Origin of the sequence: Parabacteroides sp. AF14-59, from assembly GCF_003479515.1 — a bacterium.
Taxonomy (GTDB): domain Bacteria; phylum Bacteroidota; class Bacteroidia; order Bacteroidales; family Tannerellaceae; genus Parabacteroides; species Parabacteroides faecis.
The window spans coordinates 18,304-40,899 of the sequence record NZ_QUHH01000030.1 but is presented as its reverse complement, the minus strand read 5'-3'; the positions used below and the strand labels follow the sequence as shown (position 1 = coordinate 40,899).

Annotated in this window: 14 protein-coding genes; 12 read left to right on the top strand and 2 right to left on the bottom strand. The window is 43.8% G+C overall.

What is annotated here, in order from left to right; translation table 11 throughout:
- The first annotated feature begins 15 nt into the window (after positions 1 to 15).
- From DWW23_RS22955 to DWW23_RS22940, 4 genes are all read left to right on the top strand, one after another.
- Positions 16 to 1,890: an HD domain-containing protein gene (locus DWW23_RS22955; RefSeq protein WP_122356579.1), complete on the top strand. Its 1,875-nt coding sequence runs from the start codon at positions 16 to 18 to the stop codon at positions 1,888 to 1,890.
- Between the two features lie 12 nt (positions 1,891 to 1,902).
- Positions 1,903 to 2,829, top strand: coding sequence for a hypothetical protein (locus DWW23_RS22950; RefSeq protein ID WP_122356577.1), 927 nt, complete (start codon positions 1,903 to 1,905; stop codon positions 2,827 to 2,829).
- A 399-nt stretch (positions 2,830 to 3,228) separates the two neighbouring features.
- Complete coding sequence (locus DWW23_RS22945) at positions 3,229 to 3,837, top strand: HU family DNA-binding protein (protein WP_122356575.1); 609 nt, start codon at positions 3,229 to 3,231, stop codon at positions 3,835 to 3,837.
- Position 3,838: 1 nt separating this feature from the next.
- Positions 3,839 to 5,899, top strand: coding sequence for a VapE domain-containing protein (locus DWW23_RS22940; protein ID WP_122356573.1), 2,061 nt, complete (start codon positions 3,839 to 3,841; stop codon positions 5,897 to 5,899).
- A gap of 413 nt (positions 5,900 to 6,312) precedes the next feature.
- Here DWW23_RS22940 and DWW23_RS22935 read toward each other — a convergent pair whose 3' ends face one another.
- Complete coding sequence (locus DWW23_RS22935; RefSeq protein WP_122356571.1) at positions 6,313 to 6,804, bottom strand: NUDIX domain-containing protein; 492 nt, start codon at positions 6,802 to 6,804, stop codon at positions 6,313 to 6,315.
- A gap of 79 nt (positions 6,805 to 6,883) precedes the next feature.
- Between DWW23_RS22935 and DWW23_RS22930 the strand changes: the two genes are divergently transcribed.
- Complete coding sequence (locus DWW23_RS22930) at positions 6,884 to 7,066, top strand: hypothetical protein (RefSeq protein WP_122356671.1); 183 nt, start codon at positions 6,884 to 6,886, stop codon at positions 7,064 to 7,066.
- A 221-nt stretch (positions 7,067 to 7,287) separates the two neighbouring features.
- Here DWW23_RS22930 and DWW23_RS22925 read toward each other — a convergent pair whose 3' ends face one another.
- Positions 7,288 to 9,351, bottom strand: coding sequence for a DNA topoisomerase 3 (locus DWW23_RS22925; RefSeq protein WP_122356569.1), 2,064 nt, complete (start codon positions 9,349 to 9,351; stop codon positions 7,288 to 7,290).
- A gap of 154 nt (positions 9,352 to 9,505) precedes the next feature.
- Here DWW23_RS22925 and DWW23_RS22920 point away from each other — a divergent pair, with 154 nt between their 5' ends.
- The 7 genes from DWW23_RS22920 to DWW23_RS22890 all read left to right on the top strand — a co-directional run bounded on the left by DWW23_RS22920 (position 9,506) and on the right by DWW23_RS22890 (position 22,430).
- Complete coding sequence (locus DWW23_RS22920) at positions 9,506 to 10,102, top strand: RNA polymerase sigma-70 factor (protein ID WP_122356567.1); 597 nt, start codon at positions 9,506 to 9,508, stop codon at positions 10,100 to 10,102.
- Positions 10,103 to 10,166: 64 nt separating this feature from the next.
- Entirely contained in the window at positions 10,167 to 11,153 is a 987-nt protein-coding gene (locus DWW23_RS22915; RefSeq protein WP_122356565.1) for a FecR family protein, read from the top strand.
- A 177-nt stretch (positions 11,154 to 11,330) separates the two neighbouring features.
- A complete protein-coding gene (locus DWW23_RS22910; RefSeq protein WP_122356563.1) occupies positions 11,331 to 14,855 on the top strand; it encodes a TonB-dependent receptor in 3,525 nt (1,174 codons plus the stop codon).
- A 21-nt stretch (positions 14,856 to 14,876) separates the two neighbouring features.
- The gene (locus DWW23_RS22905) at positions 14,877 to 16,694 is read left to right on the top strand and encodes a RagB/SusD family nutrient uptake outer membrane protein (RefSeq protein ID WP_122356561.1); all 1,818 of its coding nucleotides are present in this window, start codon (positions 14,877 to 14,879) and stop codon (positions 16,692 to 16,694) included.
- 126 nt (positions 16,695 to 16,820) lie between these two features.
- Positions 16,821 to 18,230: a sulfatase gene (locus DWW23_RS22900; RefSeq protein WP_122356559.1), complete on the top strand. Its 1,410-nt coding sequence runs from the start codon at positions 16,821 to 16,823 to the stop codon at positions 18,228 to 18,230.
- A gap of 5 nt (positions 18,231 to 18,235) precedes the next feature.
- Positions 18,236 to 19,819 (top strand): sulfatase, encoded by a 1,584-nt coding sequence (locus DWW23_RS22895; protein ID WP_122356557.1) that lies wholly within the window; start codon positions 18,236 to 18,238, stop codon positions 19,817 to 19,819.
- A gap of 109 nt (positions 19,820 to 19,928) precedes the next feature.
- Positions 19,929 to 22,430: an alpha/beta hydrolase-fold protein gene (locus tag DWW23_RS22890; protein WP_233564427.1), complete on the top strand. Its 2,502-nt coding sequence runs from the start codon at positions 19,929 to 19,931 to the stop codon at positions 22,428 to 22,430.
- Positions 22,431 to 22,596: the final 166 nt, after the last annotated feature.

Sequence of the window (22,596 nt, the reverse complement as noted above, 5' to 3'; positions counted from 1 at the left end):
AGAAAATAGTTTATTATGGAACAATCATACGATCAACATATCCGTCAGCAAGTAACAGATCTTTTCCAAGCTATGGAACAACGAGTAACTCAGGAAGAGATGGAACGGATTAAAGCAGCTTATGCTTTGGCTGACGAAGCGCATAAATCTCAAAAGCGCAAGACGGGAGAGCCTTATATTATTCATCCTATAGCAGTGGCCTATATCGTTGGTAAGGAATTAATGCTGGGAGCAAATCCTGTGATAGCAGCTTTCTTGCATGATGTGGTGGAAGACACTCCGTTTACTATCGAGGATATACAGGAGCGTTTCGGAGAGGATGTCGCTTTTCTGGTACGTGTTGTTACTAAACAGAAAAAAGAACATTATGAGATGTCGAAGCAACTGGATAATTTCAAACAAATGCTTGATTCGGTACATTATGACATCCGTGCTATCCTGATCAAACTTTCTGATCGGCTGCATAATATGCGAACATTAGACAGCATGCGTCCGGACAAACAAATGAAGATAGCCGGAGAAACGGACTATTTTTATGCTCCTTTGGCTAACAGGCTGGGATTATATGATATAAAAACCGAACTGGAGAACCTGAGTCTGCGTTATCGTTGTCCACGAGAATATGCAATGCTGGCAGAGTTTCTGCAAAAAGACGAAGCTGATAATAAAGCCAGACTGGAATATTTTACCGGTAGGATCAGTCGTTTGTTATTGGATAACGGGATACAGGCCCGCTTGGAGGTAGTGTATAGGACTCCTTATAGCGTATGGCGTAAAATGCAGGTTACAGGAAGAGACTTTTGGCATTTGGACTACCGACATATTATTCATATTATTTTTCCTGATGACCAGTCGGCATCGGAGAAGAATATAAGCCTTCGTATTTATTCTCTGTTGACGGACGTATTTAAGGAGAAGCCGGGCGGTATTACGAACTATATTGATTCGCCCAAAGAAAACGGTTATCAAAGTTTTCATGTCAAACTGCTTTGCGAACAGGGTATATGGGAGGAAATCCATATTAGTTCTGAACGTATGGTACATAATTCAAGACAGGGTTGTGTGGCCGATCGTACGGAAAAGAATATAGAAAACTGGATTGAAAAATTTAAAGCTGTATTACAGGATATAGCCTATCACAGTCAGGAAGGCAGCTTTATGGAAAGTGTGGTAACCTCTTTCTATAATGATGATATAATGGTGTTCACTCCTAAAGGGCGTCCGATTATTTTACCACAGAAGGCAACTGCTCTTGATTTTGCATTCGAAATTCATAGTCGTATCGGTAAACATGCTCAATTTGCCCGTATCAATGGCAAACTCTGTTCTGTAAAAACCGTGTTGCATCGGGGGGATTGTGTGGAGATCGGTATAAATGAACATATTTATCCCCAAGTAGATTGGATAAACCATGTACTTACTTATAAAGCCAAACGTCATTTGCGAACCTATCTGTCCCGAATGAAAAAAATACCTTATAAACGTTGTCCGCATTGTCATCCGTTGCCTGGTGATGAAGTGATTGGTTTTACAGAGGCCGATAAATGCGTTACTATCCATAAACGAGATTGTGCATCTGCGATCTGTTTGGCTTCTCAAAATGGAGACTCAATTGTTTCTGTCAGTTTTGAAGAAGACAAAGATATTCTTTATCCGGTAAGTATCAGCATAAAGGCGGTTGACCGTTATCATTTGCTTAGTGATTTGATCGATTGCATTACGAATAAATTGCAACTATCTATTGTGAATCTGACAACTGTAACAGTGGATGAAATTGTAGATTGTACAATAGATTTTTCAGTTCACTCTGTTGAAGAGCTGCAGGATGTGATTATACATCTCAATACAATAACAGGGGTAGATGAAGTGCGAAGAAGAGAATTAAAATAATGTTTAGAATATATGAAAGGAAGATTAAACACTAGTTATAAATTATATCTCGGGCTTTGGGTTCTATGTTTTGTTGCATGTTCTTTCTCCTCCTGTTCGGATAAAAGAAAAGGAACGGGTGGAAACGATATAACAGCTATCCCCGGAAAATATGTCGTAGGCGAGCCACGAGATCTGGTTGCTTATTTTGATTCATTGGAACAGCATTGTGGGGCTGAGATTTGGGTACATTGTCCGGAAGACGGAGGGGTGGAAGAAGTTCGTGAAAGTATTCGGGAACTGGATAGATATGTTGCCGGCAAACGAAAGTTCTATCCGGTGGAAGAGGTTAAAGGAGCCCTGAAACAGATGGCTTTTCAGCAGGGTTATTATTACAGCCATGGTCCTGGAGATGAAGAAGATGTTAATTCGGGTGAGGTTTTCTTTTTCCGTTATTTGGAACAAGCTGCTCGTTTTTGTCCGGAAATATCATTTCTGGCTGATTTTAAGTCGGCCAATGATAGTGTGGGAGTGATATATTATCCAGAATGGTCGGCAAGTAATCCTCTTTATTCCTTCCTGATCTATCAGCAAAAAAATGGTTTTAAAGTACAAGCCATCGGAACTAAAGGCAATACGCAAATAGAGAAAATATTCCAACTGAAAGATGAAAAGAGGCAAACCTATTATTTGTGTTCGAATAATTTTTCACCTCTGCACTTCTGCCAATATTTATATAGGATCGAGGGGGACGAGATAAAGTTACTTTGTAGTACAGACGATGAGGATTATCATCCGGAATGGAATACGGATTTGATTGATTATGAGATTGTTTTTAATCCTCAGGAGATATGCTGGAACAGATGTGATAAAAAAGAAGATTATTATTACAAAATAGAAGGGACGAAAACGTTGTATCTTAAATTGGATGGAGAAAGATCTTGTTTCTATGTAAAATGAGAATATAACCGTTCATCCTTCATTTTTGCCTCATAAGGTGCTGGTTCTTTTTATTTTAAGTTGGTGAATGGTCGGTGATTGGTTCTCGAAAAGGTGAATGGTTGGCTTAAACCGTTCACCTTTTGAGTTTCATGTTCTCCTACACTTAAAATAAGTAACACTTTTCTCCCTGTATATTACCACAAAACCAATAATAAACTATACCTTTAGCTATGACTTATAAACTAAAGGATGGCTATCGTTAAGCTTTGCGACCTGTGTCGTTAAGCTTGATGACGAAGGTGGTTAAGCATACTGACCCTAGTCGTTAAGCGAAAGAGTTATAGGATTTGCCTTAAATAGTACTGACTTACTCCTTACTTGCAAGTGAGGTAAGGAATAGAAAAAACAAATGTATATATGCCAGCAAAGTATCTGTTTTACGAAAATCCTCATTCTCCCGGACAGGAAGAAAAGGGAGTATTACATGCCCGTATTGTGGAAGGGCAGGTGTTGCGTTTTGATAAGCTATGTGAGATAATTGCCGATCGCAGTACCTTCAATGAAGGAGAGGTCAAAGGTATAATGACTTTTTTTAAAGAAGAGTTGGTTCGGGCACTGAAGGAGGGTGATCCGGTGGAAATAGATGGAATCGGCTCGTTTTATGTTACGGCTAAATGTCCGCCTATACATGATCCGAAGGAGATCAGGGGCGAAAGTATCCGGTTTTCGAAAGTTGTTTTTCGGGCCTGTAAGGAATTGAAAAAGGAAATGAGTTCCATGCATTTCGAGAGGGCGACGGATTATAGGAAAAAAGTGGCTTACACTCCCGAGCAACGTCAGGAACGTATTCTCCGCTATTTATCGAATCACAGGGAGCTCACCAGTTCCGATTGCATGGGAGTGAATGTTTGTTCCCGTTATATAGCCCAGCAGGATCTGAAGTTGTTGAGAGGAGAGGGGCGTATCGTTCGCCTGGGAGGTCCGAAAGTCGCTGTTTATGTTTTAGCGGAGAAAAAAGAGGAGTGAAATGAAAGTTACATTATTGAAAGGAAATCTGAGTTCCGGTAAGCTGGTGGCGCTAGATGTTGTCGCGGAACGTATAAAGAATGAGGATCAAGCCCGGCGAGTGAGGGATATGCGTGAAATGATTCCCTATTGCTCGCCCGGAAGCCGGTTGGCTGATGCGGAGAAAATTTCGGTGGTACTTTTTGCTTCCGGTTATAAGGAGCAGGTTTGGAAACAGTATAACGGTTTGGTTTTACTGGAATTCAACCGTTTGGCAAACAGGGCGGAAGCCAGGCGGTTGCGTGATGAGATTACGAAGTACAACCAGCCTTTATTGGCCTTTATCGGTTCAAGCGGATTGAGTGTGAAGGTCGTGGTTCGCTATACGCTGCCGGATGGTTCGCTGCCGGTGGAAAAAGAGGCGGCGGCTTGTTTTCACGCATATGCCTATCGCAGGGCGGTATTGCATTATCAGGCGCAATTGCAGTGGCCGGTCGATTTCAAGGAGCCGTCGCTCGACCGGGGATGCCGCTTGTCGTTCGATCCGGAATGTTTTTATAATCCGGAGTCGTTGCCTGTCCGGATGGAACAGCCGTTGAAGATGCCGGAAGATTCCGGATATGCGGAGCTGATACGGACTTCTGATGATCCGCTGGCACGTATCTTGCCAGGTGTGGAGCAATATAAAAAAATGGAAATGCTTTTCGAAACTTGTCTGAATCAGGTGTATCGCGAACAGGGGCCCGATTGGGGAGAAAAGGAACCGAAAGATTTTATTGTGGCGGTCGGTGCGCTTTGTTTCGATTCGGGTATTCCGGAAGAAGATGTCGTGCGCTGGCTTTATTTCCGATTATGGAATTTACGTGATCAGAACCTGCTGAGGCTGACGATTCATAATGTGTATCTTTCGCGGAAATCGTTCGGGAAGAAACCCCATCTGCCGCAGTCTATGAATCTATTGGCACGGATGGAGGAATTTCTGAAACGGCGATATGAGTTTCGCAAGAACGAGATTATCGGGGAGGTAGAGTACAGGGAGAAGCATTCTTTCTGTTTTCGTTTCCGACCGGTGACAACAGAGGTATTGAACGGCATTTGCCTGAATGCGATGGAGGAAGGCCTTGATATCTGGGATAAAGATGTGCGCCGTTATATTTATTCGCCACGGGTTCCGAATTATAATCCGTTGGAAGAGTTTTTATACAATCTGCCGGGATGGGACGGGAAAGACCGGATACGTGCATTGGCCGATACGGTGCCGACATCGGATCCGGAGTGGAGGAATCGGTTTTATGTATGGTTTGTCAGTATGGTTGCCCATTGGCAAAAGGCAGACCGACTGTATGCGAATAGTCTGGTTCCTGTTTTGGTGGGCGGACAAGGGATCTCGAAATCAACATTTTTCCGTTTACTCCTTCCGCCTGTGTTGAGGGATTATCATGCAGAAAGTATCAATTTGGAAAATAAGAGTGAGGCAGAGCTGTTGATGTCTCAAAATGTATTGATCACAATTGATGAATTCGATCGTTTGAGCCGGAAGTATCAGGCTGATTTGAAACATTTGATTCAGAAGCCGGAAGTGAAAGTACGTCGCCCGCATCAGAAAACATTTCAGCAGATGAGGCGTTTGGCTTCATTTTCGGCCACAGCCAATCCAATGGAGTTGTTGACGGATCCGACAGGGAGCCGTCGTTATATTTGTGTTCAGGTAACAGGGGCGATCGATGTTTCTTCTCCGGTGGAGTATGAACAGTTGTATGCGCAGGCGCTTCATGCGATCCGTTCGGGTGAACGTTATTGGCTGAACACCGAAGAGGAACGGTTGTTGACACAAAGTAATTCCGGATTTCAGGATGAACCGTTGGAGATACAGTATTTGTTCAGTTATTTCCGTTTACCGGAGCCTGGGGAGAAAGAGGAACGGTTTACATCAGTCGAATTGTTGGATATTATTTCGGAACGCTCCAAACGGAAGTTCAGTAATACGTCGGCTTGTCGTTTCGGTAAAATGCTGAATGCCTCAGGGATTCGGAAGATACATACGAAGACTGGGAATTATTATTGTTTGGTGAGGAAAGTATAGAAATAATTGAACCTATCTGAGCATAAGTCTCAGTCATCAATAAGACATACTTAGTTACAGGTTCATTTGCCGTCTGCTTCAGCTGACGGATTGGTAAATGATCTATCTCATTGGACTTTAGTCCCTTTTTAAACAGTCTTGTTATTTAAGAGAAATGCGGCTAAAGCCAAAAAAGGGATACAATCTGTAGACCGTTGGTTAAAACCAACGGCAAATGAACCTGTAATAGTCATGTCACTTTGATTATAGGATAGTTCAATTCTGATAAAATATGAAGGTGAACGGTTTGCTAATAACCATTCACCTTTTTTTTGAAACCATTCACCTACGTTTATTGCAGATGTGTCTTGTTTTCTAATGTGTTGAATGTGGTTGGGTGAACGGTGAATGGTTTTTATGTTGTTTTTAATATGTTATAAGAATAACCGCCGGAACTCCTGTTCAAAATTCGGAGTAAACACGTTTTTCCCCAGGTTGGTTTTAATCTCTTCCATCGACCAGAAACGTCCGCCGTCTAGTTCTTCGGTATCCGGTTGGATTTCTCCGTTATAGACGGTACGAAATGTATTGACCAGTTCTTTTTCGATAGCCGATTCGAATATATAACGAGTCATGAATTGTGGGGTGAATTCGGTGATACCCAGTTCCTCACGAACTTCCCGGCGAAGAGCTTCTTCCACCGTTTCACCATAATCGATATGTCCGCCTACAGCCGTATCCCATTTACCAGGTTGAATATCTTTGTTCATCGAACGTTTTTGCAGGTACAATTCTCCTGCATCATTAAAAATATGCAGGTGGATGACCGGATGTAATTGTTTACTACCGCTATGACATTCCCGGCGGGTAGCCTTACCTATTGTTTCTCCCTCTTCATTCACCAGAGGGAACCATTCTTCTCTCATAAGTTAATAATTAATGAACAAATATAGGGAAACTTTGAAGATTAACCTTATCTTTGTAATCTATTCTAAACCTGGAGATATGAAAAAAGATGATTTATTACATGAGGAGCAATCAAGGTCTCAATTAAATGAACCTATGGCTCAATATTATTCACGTTTGAAAGTTCCTGTACGTGTATATAAAGATATACAGGTCGGTATTGAGCAAGCAGATAAAGGTTTGCTTATTCCTATGGAGGATGTTTTAGCTCGATACAGATAGGTTTATGGATATCTATTTTACTCCACTTGCTCAACAACGGTTAGATGATATTGTAGAATACAAGTATTGACTATATGGGATAATCGCATGAATCCTCAAACTCTTAAATTCATCTTTTCTGGATTTGATTGATTATTGAAATCATTTACCGGAGGTTGGAATATGAATTTTAATTATAACTTTTACAAGCCAGAACATTATAATGACAAATAATAGAGCCATTATAATGCTTTTATTACTTCTATCAATTCTTTATCCGATAACCCTTCTCCATAAGTCGCATAATCCAGACGGAACGTACAACCGTTCTTATATTCGGAACAGCCGTATGCCGTTTTTCCCCGTAGGATATTTCCTTTCTTACAGATCGGACAAACAGGTTTTTCTATTTCTTTCGGTTTCTCTTCCTTTTTAGCACGCGGCTTTCGGGGTTTCTTTTCTTTTTTCTCCTCTTTAGTCCCTTTTTCTGCTTTCGGTGCTTCTTTGACTGCCTCCTCTATGGTGATGGTGCGGGTCGACTGGTCGGAAAGAACGTTGATGACTACCTGGTTGACCATTTGTTTCAGTTCTTCCAGGAATGTCCGGGCTTCGTATGTACCCCGTTCTATCTGACGCAGTTTCTTTTCCCATAAACCGGTGAGTTCTGCACTTTTGAGCAATTCTTCATGTATCGTTCCAATCAGTTCCTTTCCCGTTGCAGTAGGAAACAGGTTCTTACGTTCCTTCCGGATATAATTCCGTTTGAACAGTGTTTCGATAATGGCAGCGCGAGTAGAAGGACGTCCGATACCGTTTTCTTTTAGGGCATCGCGCAAATCCTCATTCTCCACCAGCTTACCGGCAGTTTCCATGGCACGGAGCAATGTCGCTTCCGTATATGGTTTGGGGGGAGTCGTCCAGGTTTCTTTCAGTAACGGCTTGTGAGGTCCGGACTCTCCTTTGGTAAAGTCAGGCAAAACACCTTCTTCTTCGGTTGGTTCTGCATCGGGATCTTTTTGCTCGGCACCGAATACGACACGCCATCCCGGTTTTAATATCTGTTTTCCGGTTACTTTAAAATCGACTTTACCGACTTTCCCTAGTACAGTGGTGGTCGATATTTCGCAATCCGGATAAAAGGCTGCGATAAAGCGGCGGGTAACCAGGTCGTACACCTTTCGTTCGTTCTCTGTCAGGTTACGGGCCGGAACGCCGGTCGGGATGATTGCATGGTGATCGGTTACCTTCGAGTTGTCGAATACTTTTTTACTTTTAGGGATCTTGGCGTTCAACAGAGAAGCCGTCAGCTCGGTATAATCTACCAATCCTTTCAGCGTATTCGGGACCTTCGGATAAATATCCTCACTCAGGAAAGTGGTATCTACACGAGGGTAGGTCGTCACTTTCTTTTCATATAAAGATTGTATCAGTTTCAATGTCTCATCCGCAGTGAAGGCAAATTTCTTATTACATTCCACCTGTAACGAGGTCAGGTCGAAAAGACGGGGAGCATATTCTTTTCCTTTCTTTTCGGATATATCAGTAACGGTAAAATCTTCCTGTTGGACGATTTCGAGGAACGCTTCCCCTTCCTCTTTCTTGGTGAATTTACCTTTGGTGGCAGAAAATGTCGTATTCCGGTAGACCGTTTTCAATTCCCAGTAAGGCTCGGGCTTGAAGTTATCTATTTCTGCCTGGCGGTTTACGATCAGTGCCAGTGTAGGTGTCTGAACGCGGCCGATGGAAAGTACCTGGCGGTTTTGTCCGTAGCGGATCGTGTATAAACGGGTTGCGTTCATACCCAACAGCCAGTCGCCGATGGCCCGTGACAGTCCGGCTTCGTATAATGTCTTGAATTCTGTCTGTTCTTTCAGATGCTGGAAGCCTTCACGGATCGCCTCTTCTGTCAAAGAAGATATCCATAACCGGTACACCGGGCAGGTGCAACCGGCTTTCTGCATGACCCAACGTTGTATCAGTTCCCCTTCCTGGCCGGCATCACCGCAGTTAATCACCATTTCGGCGTTCTGCATCAGTCCTTCGATTATTTTGAACTGCTGCTCGTAAGTCGGGTTGCTGATCAGTTTGATTCCGAAGCGGGGTGGGATCATGGGAAGAGCGCTCAGGCTCCACCGTTTCCACTCGTCGGCATAGTCATGCGGTTCCTTCAGTGTACACAGATGTCCGAATGTCCAGGTAACCTGATATCCGTTTCCTTCAATATACCCGTTCATCTTTTTTGTAGCCCCCAGTACTTCGGCAATCTCACGTGCCACACTCGGTTTTTCAGCAATACATACTTTCATCTGCAATTTAATCCTTTCGTAAAAATCACACAAATGTACGGTTTCCTGCTGACTTAATAAAATAGTGAATGGAGTTTGTGAGGTATATAGAATATCTCTATATTTGACAAGTCTTAGGATTGAGAGGGAATAGATATGCCTTTAGCAATTATTTATGTATAATAATTCAGAACAGGAGAAAAAACTAATTGCAGGTCTGATTCATGATGACGAATCGGCTTTCTGTGAATTATACGCTTTGTATAAGAGCAGACTGATGTATTTTGCAATGAAGTTTCTTAAATCCAGGGAATTTGCGGAAGATGTTTTTCAGGATGCATTTACTTCGGTATGGCAAAACCGTCGTTTTCTGAATCCGGATTCACCTTTTGCCCCCTATATTTATACAATTGTAAAGAACCGGATCCTTAATTTACTGGCTGGAATAGAAAAAGAACAACAACTTAAAGATATCATATTAAAAGGCTCTGTGGATATAACTAACGACACGGAGGATAAAATAGTAGACGCCGATCTGAACCAGTTACTGGAAAAAGCGTTGCAGGACCTGACCTCACAACAACGCCGTATTTTCGATTTGAGCCGGAAGGAAATGAAATCTCATAAGGAGATTGCAGAAGAATTGAATATATCTGTGTATACCGTTCAGCAACATATTTCCGCATCTTTGAAAGTAATACGTTCTTATTTAGTTAAATACGCCGGGACATATGCCGATTTGCTCTTACTCCTTTTTTGTTTAAATTCATAATAAAAGTTAATAGCATCCCAGTTGTGCCCGCTTCCGTGGTACTATAATTATACGCACCAATAATATGTCAGAATTGAAGCATATAAACAACATATTAAAACGATTTATTGATGGTCTTTATACCCGTAAAGATGCCGATGATTTATTGAAGCTTCTTCATGAGGGAAAATATAATACGGAGATCAGTGAAACGATGGACGCTGTCTGGGAAACAATGGAAGATGATGAATTGTCATTGGCCCGGCAGGAATCCTATAAAGAGGAAGCCCGTCTGTTGCTGGATCGTATCCGGAAGCCGGAAAAGCGTCTTTCTTTTACTCCTTATTTTAAATACGTAGCTATGTTGGTTGCCGTATTCGCCATAGGGTGGGGAACCTTTAATATGTTCCGCTCAAACCGGCAAAAAGAACTGGCTTATATTGAAATACGGGTAAAAAACGGGGAGCATAGACAAATCACTTTGCCGGACGGTACTTCCGTTACGTTGAATGCAGGTTCCTATTTGAAGTATCCGGAACATTTTATCTCTGATATCCGTCAGATAGAGATGGATGGAGAAGGCTTTTTTGAAGTGACGCGGAATGAAGAGAAGCCTTTTGTTATCCATACCAAAGATGCTCATGTGAAAGTATTGGGGACCTCTTTTAATGTGAAGGCTTATGATATAGACGAGCAGTTGACGGTGAGTGTCCGGACCGGAAAGGTACAGGTCGATCTGCCGGAAGCCATGATGCGCCTGGCTCCTGACGAACAGCTTGTCCTGGATAAAACGAAAGGAGAGTTCCAGAAACGGAATGAAGATGCAAAGCTTTCTACTATTTGGATAAAGGGAGGGCTTTATTTTAACAGGACTCCGATACGGACCGTGGTAAATGAACTGATCCGTATGTATAACCGTCCGATAGCATTTGCTCCGGGAGCTGAATATGATGAATATATTTATGGAGAACACGATAATAAGAGCTTGGAGTCGGTACTTAAATCAATTCAATATTCGACAGATATAAAATACAGAATAGAGAAAGACAAAATAATTTTATATAAGAATTAATTATGAACCTTTTAATTTGATACTTGCATGAAAGACACCAGTTAACGAAAAATTAAAAGAAAAGGAAGATCACAGAGATCCTCCTTATACTCTACGATTGCCAGGCGTCCACTCCAGGCAATCCATACGGAGTCGTTTTAAATTACTATTCAAAACAACCATAAAACATCCAAATTTATGAACTTCCTTAATATTAAGAAGTATTGTTGGGCTTGTTATTCTGTTCTTTTTGTTTTTTTAGCAGTTGTGTGCGTACAACCGGTAACAGCTCAATCGGTTAAATCAGAAGTGATAACCATTCAGGTTCACAACCAGCCTGTAGAAAAGGTTTTTAAAGAGATTTCCCAACAAACGGGAGTCAAGTTCTTTTATGGCGAGACCGTCATCAATAACAAATTGACGGTTAATCTGGCCTTCAACGGCAAGCCGTTAAAAGACGTCCTCAGTGAAATATCCAAACAAACAGGTTTGGATTTTAACCGTGAAGATAACACGGTTTCTGTAAGTGTCCGTAAAGCAAAAACCGGTGCGTCTCAACAGGCTCAGCCGGAGAAGAAGATATCGGGGGTGGTAACGGACGATAAAGGGGAACCTGTTATTGGTGCGAATGTCGTTGTAAAGGGTACCACAAACGGTACTATTACGGATCTCGATGGTAATTTCAGTTTGGAAGCACCTGACGGCAGCACATTGACGATCTCCTATATCGGATATTTGAATAAAGAAGTACGTGTTGACGGACAATCCCAATATGATATCAGGTTATTGGAAGATACGCAAACATTGGACGAAGTCGTTGTTGTCGGCTTCGGTACTCAGAAGAAAGTCAATCTGACGGGTGCCGTAAGTACAGTCAAAATGGATGAGGTGATGGGCGATCGTCCTGTTGTCTCTGCCAGCCAGGCTTTGCAGGGAGCTATGCCGGGTTTGACGATTACCACGGATGCCGGTAGCCCGGGTAAAAGCATGAAACTGAATGTACGTGGTACCAACCGTCTGAATATAGACGAATATGGCGAAGGGGAACCTCTGGTGTTGGTTGATAACGTTCCGATGGATATCAATATGATCTCTCCGGCCGATATCGAAACGGTAACGGTGTTGAAAGATGCTGCGTCTGCTGCTATCTATGGTGCACGTGCTGCTTTCGGTGTTATTTTGATCACGACCAAACAGGCCAATAAAGAACAGAAAGTTTCTATCAATTATAACAACAACTTTGCTTTTTCCAAACCCCAGTCTTTGATAGAGAAAGCATCGCCTCTGGAGACAGTCCGTTTCTATAATGATATGGGTTATAAGAATGGCCGCTATAATAACGGACAGGACATTTCTGCCTGGTTAGGCTATCTGGAAGATTATCAGGTGAATCCCGGTAAATATCCATTGGGTTACTATATGGATGAGGGCGGAAACCGTTATGACCTGAGAGAAACAAACCATCTGGAGCGAATGATGGATAACTATGGTTTTCAGCAATCACATAATGCTTCTGTCAGTGGTGGTACGGCTAAATCTGCCTACCGTCTGTCTTTCGGTTACCTGGACGAAGACGGTATCCTGGTTTCAGACAAGGACGGTTATAACAGATATAACCTGTCTTCTTTCGTAAGTTCTGAAATTGCTTCCTGGTTTACAGTACAGGCCGATGTTAAATATTCGAAGGCGAAGAAGACGAATCCGAATATGAATACATTGAGAAACTGGTCGCCGTACCGGTTGGCTCAGTTGTTGCCTACTTATTATCCGGAAGGTGACGTCGAAATAGATGGGGAAACGTATCCGATAGGCACTCCCCGCTGGAATATCATGAACTCTCCGGTTCAGTCTGAGAATACGGAAGATATCCGTCTTTTCGGCAAGGCTATTTTTAAACCGATGGAAGGGTTGTTGATCAATGCGGAATATACTTTCAACAGAACGAACTACGATAAGGATGAATATCAGAAGACAGTGAAATATGTCAATGCAGAGAACAACTATTTCTCATTGGCCGATTCATATAGCGGCAATTCATCTTATCAGTTGGATGAACAACATACCAATTATAATGCGATCAATATCTACGGAAACTACGATAAGACTATCAATGACCATTCTTTCAGTGTAATGGCTGGTTTCAACCAGGAATACAGTTACATACGTAAAGTATGGGGAAAGAAATTACATGTTGTAAATCCCGAACACCCTTCCCTGAGCGGTGCAGACGGAACGATGACTACAGGTGACGAATATGACGAATATTCATTGCGTGGCTTGTACTACAGACTGTCTTACAACTATAAAGGAAAATATTTATTTGAAACAAACGGACGTTATGACGGTTCTTCCAAATTCCCTTCAGGTAACCGTTTCGGTTTCTTCCCTTCTTTCTCATTGGGTTGGAGAATTTCCGAGGAACGTTTCATGGACTGGTCGAAAGAATATGTCACTAATTTCAAGTTAAGAGGTTCTTTCGGACAGGTTGGTAACCAGGCTATTAAAAACTATGCTTTCCTGGGTGTAATGGCAACGGATGACGGATGGTTGGAAAATGGCGTATGGAACATTACCCGTAAGGTTCCGGCTTTGTTCAGCTCTAGTTTTACCTGGGAAAAGGTTGAAACCCTGGATATCGGTTTCGATCTGGGTATGTTTGATAACCGGCTGGATCTGGTATTCGACTGGTATCGCCGTGACACGAAAGGTATGTTGGCTCCGGGTAAGGAACTTCCTTCTGTGCTGGGCGGTTCTTCTCCTTTGGAAAATTCGGCAGATTTGCGTACGAAGGGTTGGGAGTTGGCAATCAATTGGAGAGACCGGATCGGTAAAGACTGGCGTTATAATATCGGTTTGAATCTCTATGATTCACGTTCCAAAGTAACGAAGTTCGACAATCCGACAGAGATGTTATCTACTGCAAAAGTAACTAATTATCGTGTAGGTCAGGAAGTAGGAGAAATCTGGGGATTTGTAACAGATCGTTTCTATACGGAAGATGACTTTGAATATATCAATGAAGAAGAAGGTATTTATAAACTGAAAGAAGGTATTCCGACACTTGATCCGTACGTTCGTGATCCGAGACCGGGCGATATCTTGTTTAAAGACTTGAATGGTAACGGAAAGATCGATACGGAAGGGGATAATACCGCGAAGAATCCGGGTGACAGAAAGATCATCGGTAATAGTTCCAGACGTTATCCGTATGCTATCAATGCCGGCATCGGCTGGAAAGGTTTCGACCTGACATTCTTCTTCCAGGGAGTTGGAAAGCGTGACCTGATTGTCGGTACGGATGGTAAGTCGAATTTCCTGGCATGGCCACATACCAATACGGATAATCCGAATGCTGCTGCGACAGTCCTGAAACATCATCTGGACTACTGGACTCCGGAAAATCGTGATGCTTATTATCCCCGCTTAGGTAATCAGACCGGCGTTAACCAGGGAGCGGATAGCTTCAACAGAAGGAATCAGACAAAGTATCTGATGGATGGATCGTATATCAAACTGAAGAATGTCACATTGAGCTACTCGTTCCCGAGTACCTGGCTTGAAAAGACAAAAGCGATCTCTGCCTTTAAAGTATTTTTCAGTGGTGAGGATCTCTGGACAAAACATCATATGTATAAAGGAATGGACCCGGAACAGACAATGAGTATTAATGACTTGTATCCGTTCATGAAGAAATTCTCTTTTGGTATTAATGTTACTTTATAATTTGTATAATACTTGATTCTTATGAAAAAAATATATTTATCAGCTTGCTTGGCTGCATTTCTTTTAGGGGGAACATCTTGTTTGAATGATGAGTTCCTGGACAAATACCCGATTGACAAAGAAACGGAAAATACCGTCTTTACGACTTATGATAATTTCAAGATGTATGCGTGGGGATTGTATAATAAAACGCTGATCGCTTATCAGAATTATCCTCAGGCAGGAGATATATCGGATATGTTATACGATTCGAACGATGCCCGTGGAATAGCCTGGGTGAATAACCGCATGTCTCCCTCGAATGTCAGTGCAGATACATGGACCTTTGATTTTATCCGCCAAGTGAATCTGATGCTGGATAATATTGATAATTCACAAATGACCGAGAAAGATAAGGCTCACTGGCGTGGGGTCGGTTATTTCTTCCGTGCTCATGGCTATTTTGAGTTGCTTAAAAAGTTTGGTGATCTGCCCTGGCTGGAACATGTGGTCGGCACGGATGATGTAGACATTCTGTATGCCAAACAAGATTCCCGCGAAGTTGTAGCCAATCATATGCTGGAAAATCTTCTTTATGCCGAAGAGAATATAAAAGCACAAGGGGATGGTGATAATACAGTCAATCCGAATGTTGTACGTGCTTTAATTTCCCGTTTCGGATTGTATGAAGGGACCTGGAGAAAGTATCATGGCAGTGTGGATAATATAGATGGTTCGAAATATCTGGAAGCCAGCGTGAAAGCCTCTCAGAAACTGATCGACCAGAATCTGGGTCTGATGGCTGATTACGATGATGTCTTCAATTCATTAAGCCTGAAAGGGCAAAGTAGTATCCTTTTGTACAGGGAATATCTGGAAAATGAAAAAGGGAAAGGGCATGACCTGACTCAACGTACGACCGGTGAACGTTTATATGAAGGTTCAAAGAAACTGGTTGAACACTATTTGTGTTCGGATGGGAAACCTATTTCAACTTCTGCTGTGTATGATGGGGATAATACCGTTTATGATGAATTCAGGAATCGTGACTTACGTCTGTATTATACGATTTGTCCTCCTTATAAAGTAACGGTTTCTACAGACCTGTCCCATTGGGAATATACAGATGAAGCGGTAGAACGGGAATATATCGATATGATGGGCAAACTGACCAAAAATAATCAGGAAAGAAAGATGTTGCCTCTAAAGAAGACTACTTCCTATATCGCGAATATTCCTAACCTGACCGCAGTGAAAGTCAGTGGGGTAGATACACAGACCGGTTACTTCATGTATAAATATTATAATGCATTGCCCGGTGCCGATAAGGGGGAAGTGCAGGGTACTGACGGACCGATTTTCCGCATGGGAGAGGTGTTGGTGAACCATGCCGAGGCGATGTTCGAGTTGGGACGTTTCGACCAGGTGGTGGCTGATGCAACGATCAACAAACTGCGTGCACGTGCCGGTGTGGCAGCCATGACCGTGAATGCGATCGGATCGGATTTTGATACGCTTCGTGATAAAGATGTAGCTCCTGTTTTGTGGGAGATCCGTCGTGAAAGATGTTCTGAACTGATGGGATCCGGTTTCCGTTTCGATGATATCAAACGTTGGAAGAAAGGTGAATACCTGAATGAGCAACCGGTCGGTGTCAAGATCAATAATATAGGAGATTACAATAGTGAGGCTCTGGCTAAAAGTTTATATAAAGGGACGGATATGCCTCGCTATGTGAATTGCGTAACTTACATCGAAAAGCCGAATCCGGGCTGGGAAGACAAATGTTATTTGTATCCTATCCCTTTGAAGCAGACTGTATTGAATGAGAACCTGGTGCAGAATCCGGGGTGGAAATAATACATACACTATTCTGGAATCTTCCGAATGAAAAAGTAAAATCATTCGGAAGATTTTTATTTAATTTGTATCTTTAACGCTTCTATGCGGTGATATATTGACATTATCTAATAAAAACACGATATCATGAACAGAAAGCTAATGCTTTTAGCAGCAACGTCAAGCCTTGCTTTTACCGGCTTCGCGGCAAATTACACAAATTTTATCATCATCAACCTCGACGATGCGGGTTATGGGGACTTCTCCTATAACGGGGCATACGGATATAAAACGCCGAACATCGACCGTATGGCAGCCGAGGGAGTCCGTTTTACTCATTTCCTGGCCGGACAACCCATCAGTGGCGCATCGCGTGCCGGTCTGCTGACAGGCTGTTATCCGAACCGTATCGGTTTTGCCGGAGCACCCGGTCCGGGTTCCGATTATGGGATCAGTCCCGATGAAATGACGATAGGGGAGTTGCTGAAACAGAAGGGATACAGTACGGCCGTTTTTGGTAAATGGCATTTGGGAGACGCTAAACAGTTCCTGCCTTTGCAGAACGGTTTCGACGAATATTACGGATTGCCTTATTCCAATGATATGTGGCCTTACCATCCGCAGCAGGGCGAAGTTTTCAACTTCCCGGATCTGCCGACATACGATGGCAACGAAGTGGTTGGTTATAATACCGATCAGTCGCAGTTTACGACAGATTATACGAACCGCACGGTCAACTTCATAAAGAAAAATAAGAATAAACCGTTCTTTATCTATCTCGCACATTCTATGCCGCACGTTCCGCTGGCTGTGTCCGATAAGTTCAAAGGAAAGAGTGAACAGGGACTATACGGTGACGTGATGATGGAACTCGACTGGAGCGTAGGTGAAGTGTTGAAAGCACTTCGCGAACAAGGACTGGAAGAAAATACGCTGATCGTCCTGACTTCCGATAACGGTCCCTGGGCGAACTATGGAAACCATGCCGGTTCTGCCGGAGGGTTACGTGAAGCAAAGGCGACAACTTTCGATGGTGGTAACCGTATTCCTTGTGTCATGTACTGGAAAGGGGTGACGCAGCCGGGAACAAGTTGTAACAAATTGGCTTCCAATATCGACCTGTTGCCTACATTGGCCGAGATCAGCGGTGCTTCGCTGCCCCAGCGTAAGATCGACGGTGTAAGTATCCTGCCTCTTATCAAGGGAGAGAAGGATGCCAACCCACGTGAATCATTCGTTTATTATTATCATAAAAACGATTTGGAAGCAGTAACAGACGGCAAGTTCAAACTTGTTTTCCCGCATAAGTATGTGACTTATGGTGCTTACGTGCCGGGTAATGACGGTCAACCGGGTGATTTGACGAACCTAGAACTGAAAAAGGCTGAAATGTACGACCTGCGCCGTGATCCGGGAGAACGTTACGATGTCATTTCCCAATATCCGGAAGAAGCAGCCAAGCTGATGAAGATCGCCGATGATATGCGTAAGGATCTGGGAGATAACCTGACACGTGTGAAAGGGCCGGGACGTAGAGAACCAGGAAAATTAAAATAAAGAAAATGAAAAACGCTGATCTAATTTTGAAGGCAGGTCTGTTAGCAACATGCCTGCCTGTCATTGGTTGCAACTCAAACAAAAAGACGGAGAAAGAGGCGGAAGAACGCCCGAACATCCTCTTTATTTTGTCTGACGACCATACCGGTCAGGCATGGGGTATCTATGGAGGTATCCTGGCCGATTATGTTAAGAATGAGAATATCCGCCGTCTGGCCCAGGAAGGTTGCGTGCTGGATAACTGCTTTTGTACGAATTCGATCTCTGCACCTAGCCGTGCGGCTATCATGACCGGTGCTTACAGCCATCGTAACGGAGTGTATACACTGGAAGACGGGCTGGATCCGGCTGTCGACAATATCGCCAAACAGATGCAGGCAGGCGGTTATCAGACGGCTCTGATCGGTAAATGGCATTTAAAGAGACAACCATCCGGTTTCGACCATTTCAATGTATTCCATGACCAGGGTGAATATGTCAATCCGATCTTTAAGACTGCGGAAAACTGGGTGGACGACGATAAGGGTAAACAGGGCGTTGAGGTAAAAGGCTTCTCGACCGATATTGTTACCGACCAGACAATGGAATGGATACGTAACCGCGATAAAAACAAACCGTTCATGATGTGCTGTCACTTCAAAGCGACACACGAACCCTGGGATTTCCCTGAACGGATGAAGCATCTCTATGACGATGTCGTTTTCCCCGAACCGGAAAGCATGATGGAGTTCGGACCGGAGGAATCGGGAAGAGCTTTCCAGGGACAGCAACTGGAGAATATGGGCTGGCGTTGGGAGACTGCATCGAAAGACCCGGATGCCTGGTGGTGCCGTTATCCGGAACTGCCTTTCTCTACGAAGGGAATGGATAAAGTGGCTGCCCGTAAGAAGATCTATCAGAAAATGATCAAAGATTATCTGCGTTGTGGAGCAACTATCGACGATAATATCGGTCGTCTGTTGAAGATGCTCGACGAAGAAGGATTGAGCAAGAATACGATCATAGTCTATGTTTCCGACCAGGGATATTTCCTGGGTGAACACGGTATGTTCGATAAACGCATGATGTATGAAGAACCTCTGCATATGCCGTTCGTGATCCGTTATCCGAAAGAGATTCCGGCAGGCACACGCAACAAGGATATTATCCTGAACGTGGACTTTGCTGCTACACTGGCCGACTATGCCGGAATAAAAGCTCCGGAAAGATCACAAGGGGTAAGTTTCCGCGACAACCTGAAAGGTGAAACACCTGCCGACTGGCGCAAGGAAATGTACTACCGTTACTGGACACATCATTCCATTCGTCCTGCCCACATGGGTATCCGCAACGAACGTTATAAACTGATGTTCCTGTACGGCGACCGTCTGAATGCAACCGGTTCGGAAGAAACGCCGACTACTCCGGCATGGGAATTTCATGATCTGCAGGTCGACCCGAAGGAAGACAAGAACATGTATAACGATCCTCAGTATGCCGATGTCATCAAGGAAATGAAGCAGGAATTGTTGAAACTCCGTGCGGATGTTGGCGATACGGATGACGATACGCCGCGGATGAAAGAGATCATGGACCAGTATTACTGGTAATATTTATACGCTTTTACTGAAAAGGAGGCTGTGACATAAGGACTGGATAGCCCGTGCCGCAGTCTCCTTTTTATCTCTAAACAATTTATAAACCACTAAAATAATAAAAATGAAGAATGTTTATATTATGACTGTTGCCAGTCTGTTTCTGGGGTTGACCCCGTTGGCGGCACAACAGACGACAGGTAATATCGTCGAGTATTTCGGTAAAGAAAGGGTTGAACGTGTGGACGAAGGCATCATACTTCATTCTTTCAAACAGGGGTATTTTGTTCCGGTGACAGCTCCTTCCGGTTATTTGTTCACTACCTCTGACGGATTGGGATGGGAGATCGCTACCGGGAAGTTCAAAGCTCCTTCCGGAAACGACCTGACAGCAACCAACTACGGACGGACCCGTGATGCTGTGCAATGGACGCCGATCGAGGCCGACTCTACCGGAAAGTTTGCCAACCGTGCTTTACGCCGTGCCTATGTCTTCACAGAATATAATGCCGACAAACCTCAGATCGCACTGCTCGAATCGAGTGGGAATACCCGCACGTTTATCAACGGTATGCCTCACGAAGGGGACCATTACGATTTCGCTTATACGTTGATTCCTTTCCGGATGCAGAAAGGTAATAATGAATTTATTTTCACACCCGGACGTTTCGGCAGGGTAGCAGCTAAACTGATCATTCCGTCCAAACCGGTAATGTTGACCAAACGGGATATGACACTTCCGGATATTATCAATGGGGAAGGAGAGAAGTGGGGAGCTATCCGCATCGTTAACGCACAGGAAAAAGCTCTTTCCGGATTAAAGATACAATGTAAACTGGAAAATGGGGAAACAGCTACCCTGACAACGGATGATGTAATGCCGATGATGGTCCGCAAGGTAAAATTCCGTATCCCTGCCGCAACGATGGCAAAGACAGGTGCAACGAATGCAACGGTTATCCTGCAGGATCGATCAGGCAAAGAGATTGACCGCGCCGAAATTGTTTTGCAGCAAAAAGATGCTTCTGTCATACATGAACGTACTTTCATCAGCGATGTGGATGGAAGTGTACAATATTACAGTGTGAATCCTTCGACTACCCAGGGAGATAATCAGGCTTTGTTCCTGTCTGTTCATGGTGCTTCTGTGGAGGCCCGTAATCAAGCCCGTGCCTATGCACCGAAAGATTGGGGGCATATAATCGCTCCGACCAATCGCCGCCCGTTCGGCTTCAATTGGGAAGAGTGGGGGCGTATCGATGCAATGGAAGTATTGGTAGAAGCTGAAAAAGTCTTTAAGACAGACCCTGCCCACACCTATCTTACCGGACATTCGATGGGCGGACACGGTACCTGGTTCCTGGGTGTCACCTATCCCGACCGTTTTGCGGCTATCGCTCCTTGTGCCAGTTATCCGGATATTGCCCGTTATTCGCGGCCGAATGCCGATGCTGCCAATGTAGGAGAGAAACATTTTACGACGATCTGCCAGGCTGCCAACGCCGGACGTGTACTGGATTTGAAAAGGAATTTCCTGCAATCGGGTATCTATATTCTTCATGGCGATTCGGATAATGTCGTTCCTATCCAGCAAGTGCGTCAGATGCGTGAGGTGTTAGGCACATTCCATCCGGACTTTTGTTATTATGAATATCCGGGCGGTTCGCATTGGTACAGTAATGAGAGTGTTGACTGGAAACCTATTTTCGATTATTTCCGCTGGCATAAAGTACCTGCTGCCGGCGAAGTGAAACAATTGGAGTTCCATACTGCTTCCCCGGCCATCTCTGCTAAGGATTATTGGGTAACCATCAACCAGCAGGATACGGCCTATGCTTTCTCTTCCGTTTCTTTCAAACAAACGGATAACGGCATTTCAGGCACGACTTCTAATGTGGCATCGCTGACATTCGATCTGCCGGCTTTGAAACTCCCGGCAGCAGCAAGCATCACTATCGATAACGAAACAATGCAGGCAGATGGTACTAAACCGGCTGTACTGAAGAAAGTTTCCGGTAAATGGACGTTGGTGGATGAAGTTTCTGTGACAGAGAAGTATCCTTCCCGTTATGGCGGTTTCAAACAGGCATTCGACAATCATGTTGTATTTGTATATGCAACAGGAGGTAATAAAGAAGAAAACAACTGGTATCAGAATAAAGCCCGTTTCGATGCCGAGACTTTCCTTTACAGAGGAAACGGTTCCATCGATGTGATTGCCGACAAAGATTTTATCCCTTCTGCTTATGCCGACAGGAATGTAGTCCTTTACGGAAATGCAGCCAACAATAAAGCGTGGAACAAGCTTCTGAAGAATGCTCCGGTACAGGTTCTGAAAGGTGAGATCCGTATGGGAGATAAAGTGATGAAAGGTAATAATCTGGGTACTTATTTTGTTTATCCTCGTCCCGACAGCCGTACAGCCAGTGTCGGTGTTGTAGCCGGAACAGGGATTGAAGGTATGAAAGCAACCTATCCGAATGATTACATCTCCGGTATTACCGGTTTCCCCGACCTACTGATCTTCAATGTGGATATCTTGAAGGAAGGCATTCATGGTGTTGAGGTATCCGGCTTCTTCGGTAATGATTGGAGTGTGGAAAACGGTTGTTTTATAACAGAATAAAGAGGAGGCGTTTTAGTCTACTTTTGGCTTGATCCAAAAGTAGGCAAAAGATCAAGGCTACACCTGCCTCGCTACTTCGCATCCTGTGTTCGCTGTCGCCTCCGAAACTCGCTTCGCTCAAACAGCGGATGCTCCGGGCGCTCTCTCCGGCTGCTGCGTTTAACGC

Bases quoted from the DNA above. Each gene is read 5' to 3' on its own strand.
- DWW23_RS22920 (WP_122356567.1), top strand. From the start codon at position 9,506: ATGTATAATAATTCAGAACAGGAGAAAAAACTAATTGCAGGTCTGATT.
- DWW23_RS22905 (WP_122356561.1), top strand. From the start codon at position 14,877: ATGAAAAAAATATATTTATCAGCTTGCTTGGCTGCATTTCTTTTAGGG.
- DWW23_RS22940 (WP_122356573.1), top strand. From the start codon at position 3,839: ATGAAAGTTACATTATTGAAAGGAAATCTGAGTTCCGGTAAGCTGGTG.
- DWW23_RS22945 (WP_122356575.1), top strand. From the start codon at position 3,229: ATGCCAGCAAAGTATCTGTTTTACGAAAATCCTCATTCTCCCGGACAG.
- DWW23_RS22910 (WP_122356563.1), top strand. From the start codon at position 11,331: ATGAACTTCCTTAATATTAAGAAGTATTGTTGGGCTTGTTATTCTGTT.
- DWW23_RS22895 (WP_122356557.1), top strand. From the start codon at position 18,236: ATGAAAAACGCTGATCTAATTTTGAAGGCAGGTCTGTTAGCAACATGC.
- DWW23_RS22925 (WP_122356569.1), bottom strand. From the start codon at position 9,351: ATGAAAGTATGTATTGCTGAAAAACCGAGTGTGGCACGTGAGATTGCC.
- DWW23_RS22915 (WP_122356565.1), top strand. From the start codon at position 10,167: ATGTCAGAATTGAAGCATATAAACAACATATTAAAACGATTTATTGAT.
- DWW23_RS22930 (WP_122356671.1), top strand. From the start codon at position 6,884: ATGAAAAAAGATGATTTATTACATGAGGAGCAATCAAGGTCTCAATTA.
- DWW23_RS22950 (WP_122356577.1), top strand. From the start codon at position 1,903: ATGAAAGGAAGATTAAACACTAGTTATAAATTATATCTCGGGCTTTGG.
- DWW23_RS22890 (WP_233564427.1), top strand. From the start codon at position 19,929: ATGAAGAATGTTTATATTATGACTGTTGCCAGTCTGTTTCTGGGGTTG.
- DWW23_RS22955 (WP_122356579.1), top strand. From the start codon at position 16: ATGGAACAATCATACGATCAACATATCCGTCAGCAAGTAACAGATCTT.
- DWW23_RS22935 (WP_122356571.1), bottom strand. From the start codon at position 6,804: ATGAGAGAAGAATGGTTCCCTCTGGTGAATGAAGAGGGAGAAACAATA.
- DWW23_RS22900 (WP_122356559.1), top strand. From the start codon at position 16,821: ATGAACAGAAAGCTAATGCTTTTAGCAGCAACGTCAAGCCTTGCTTTT.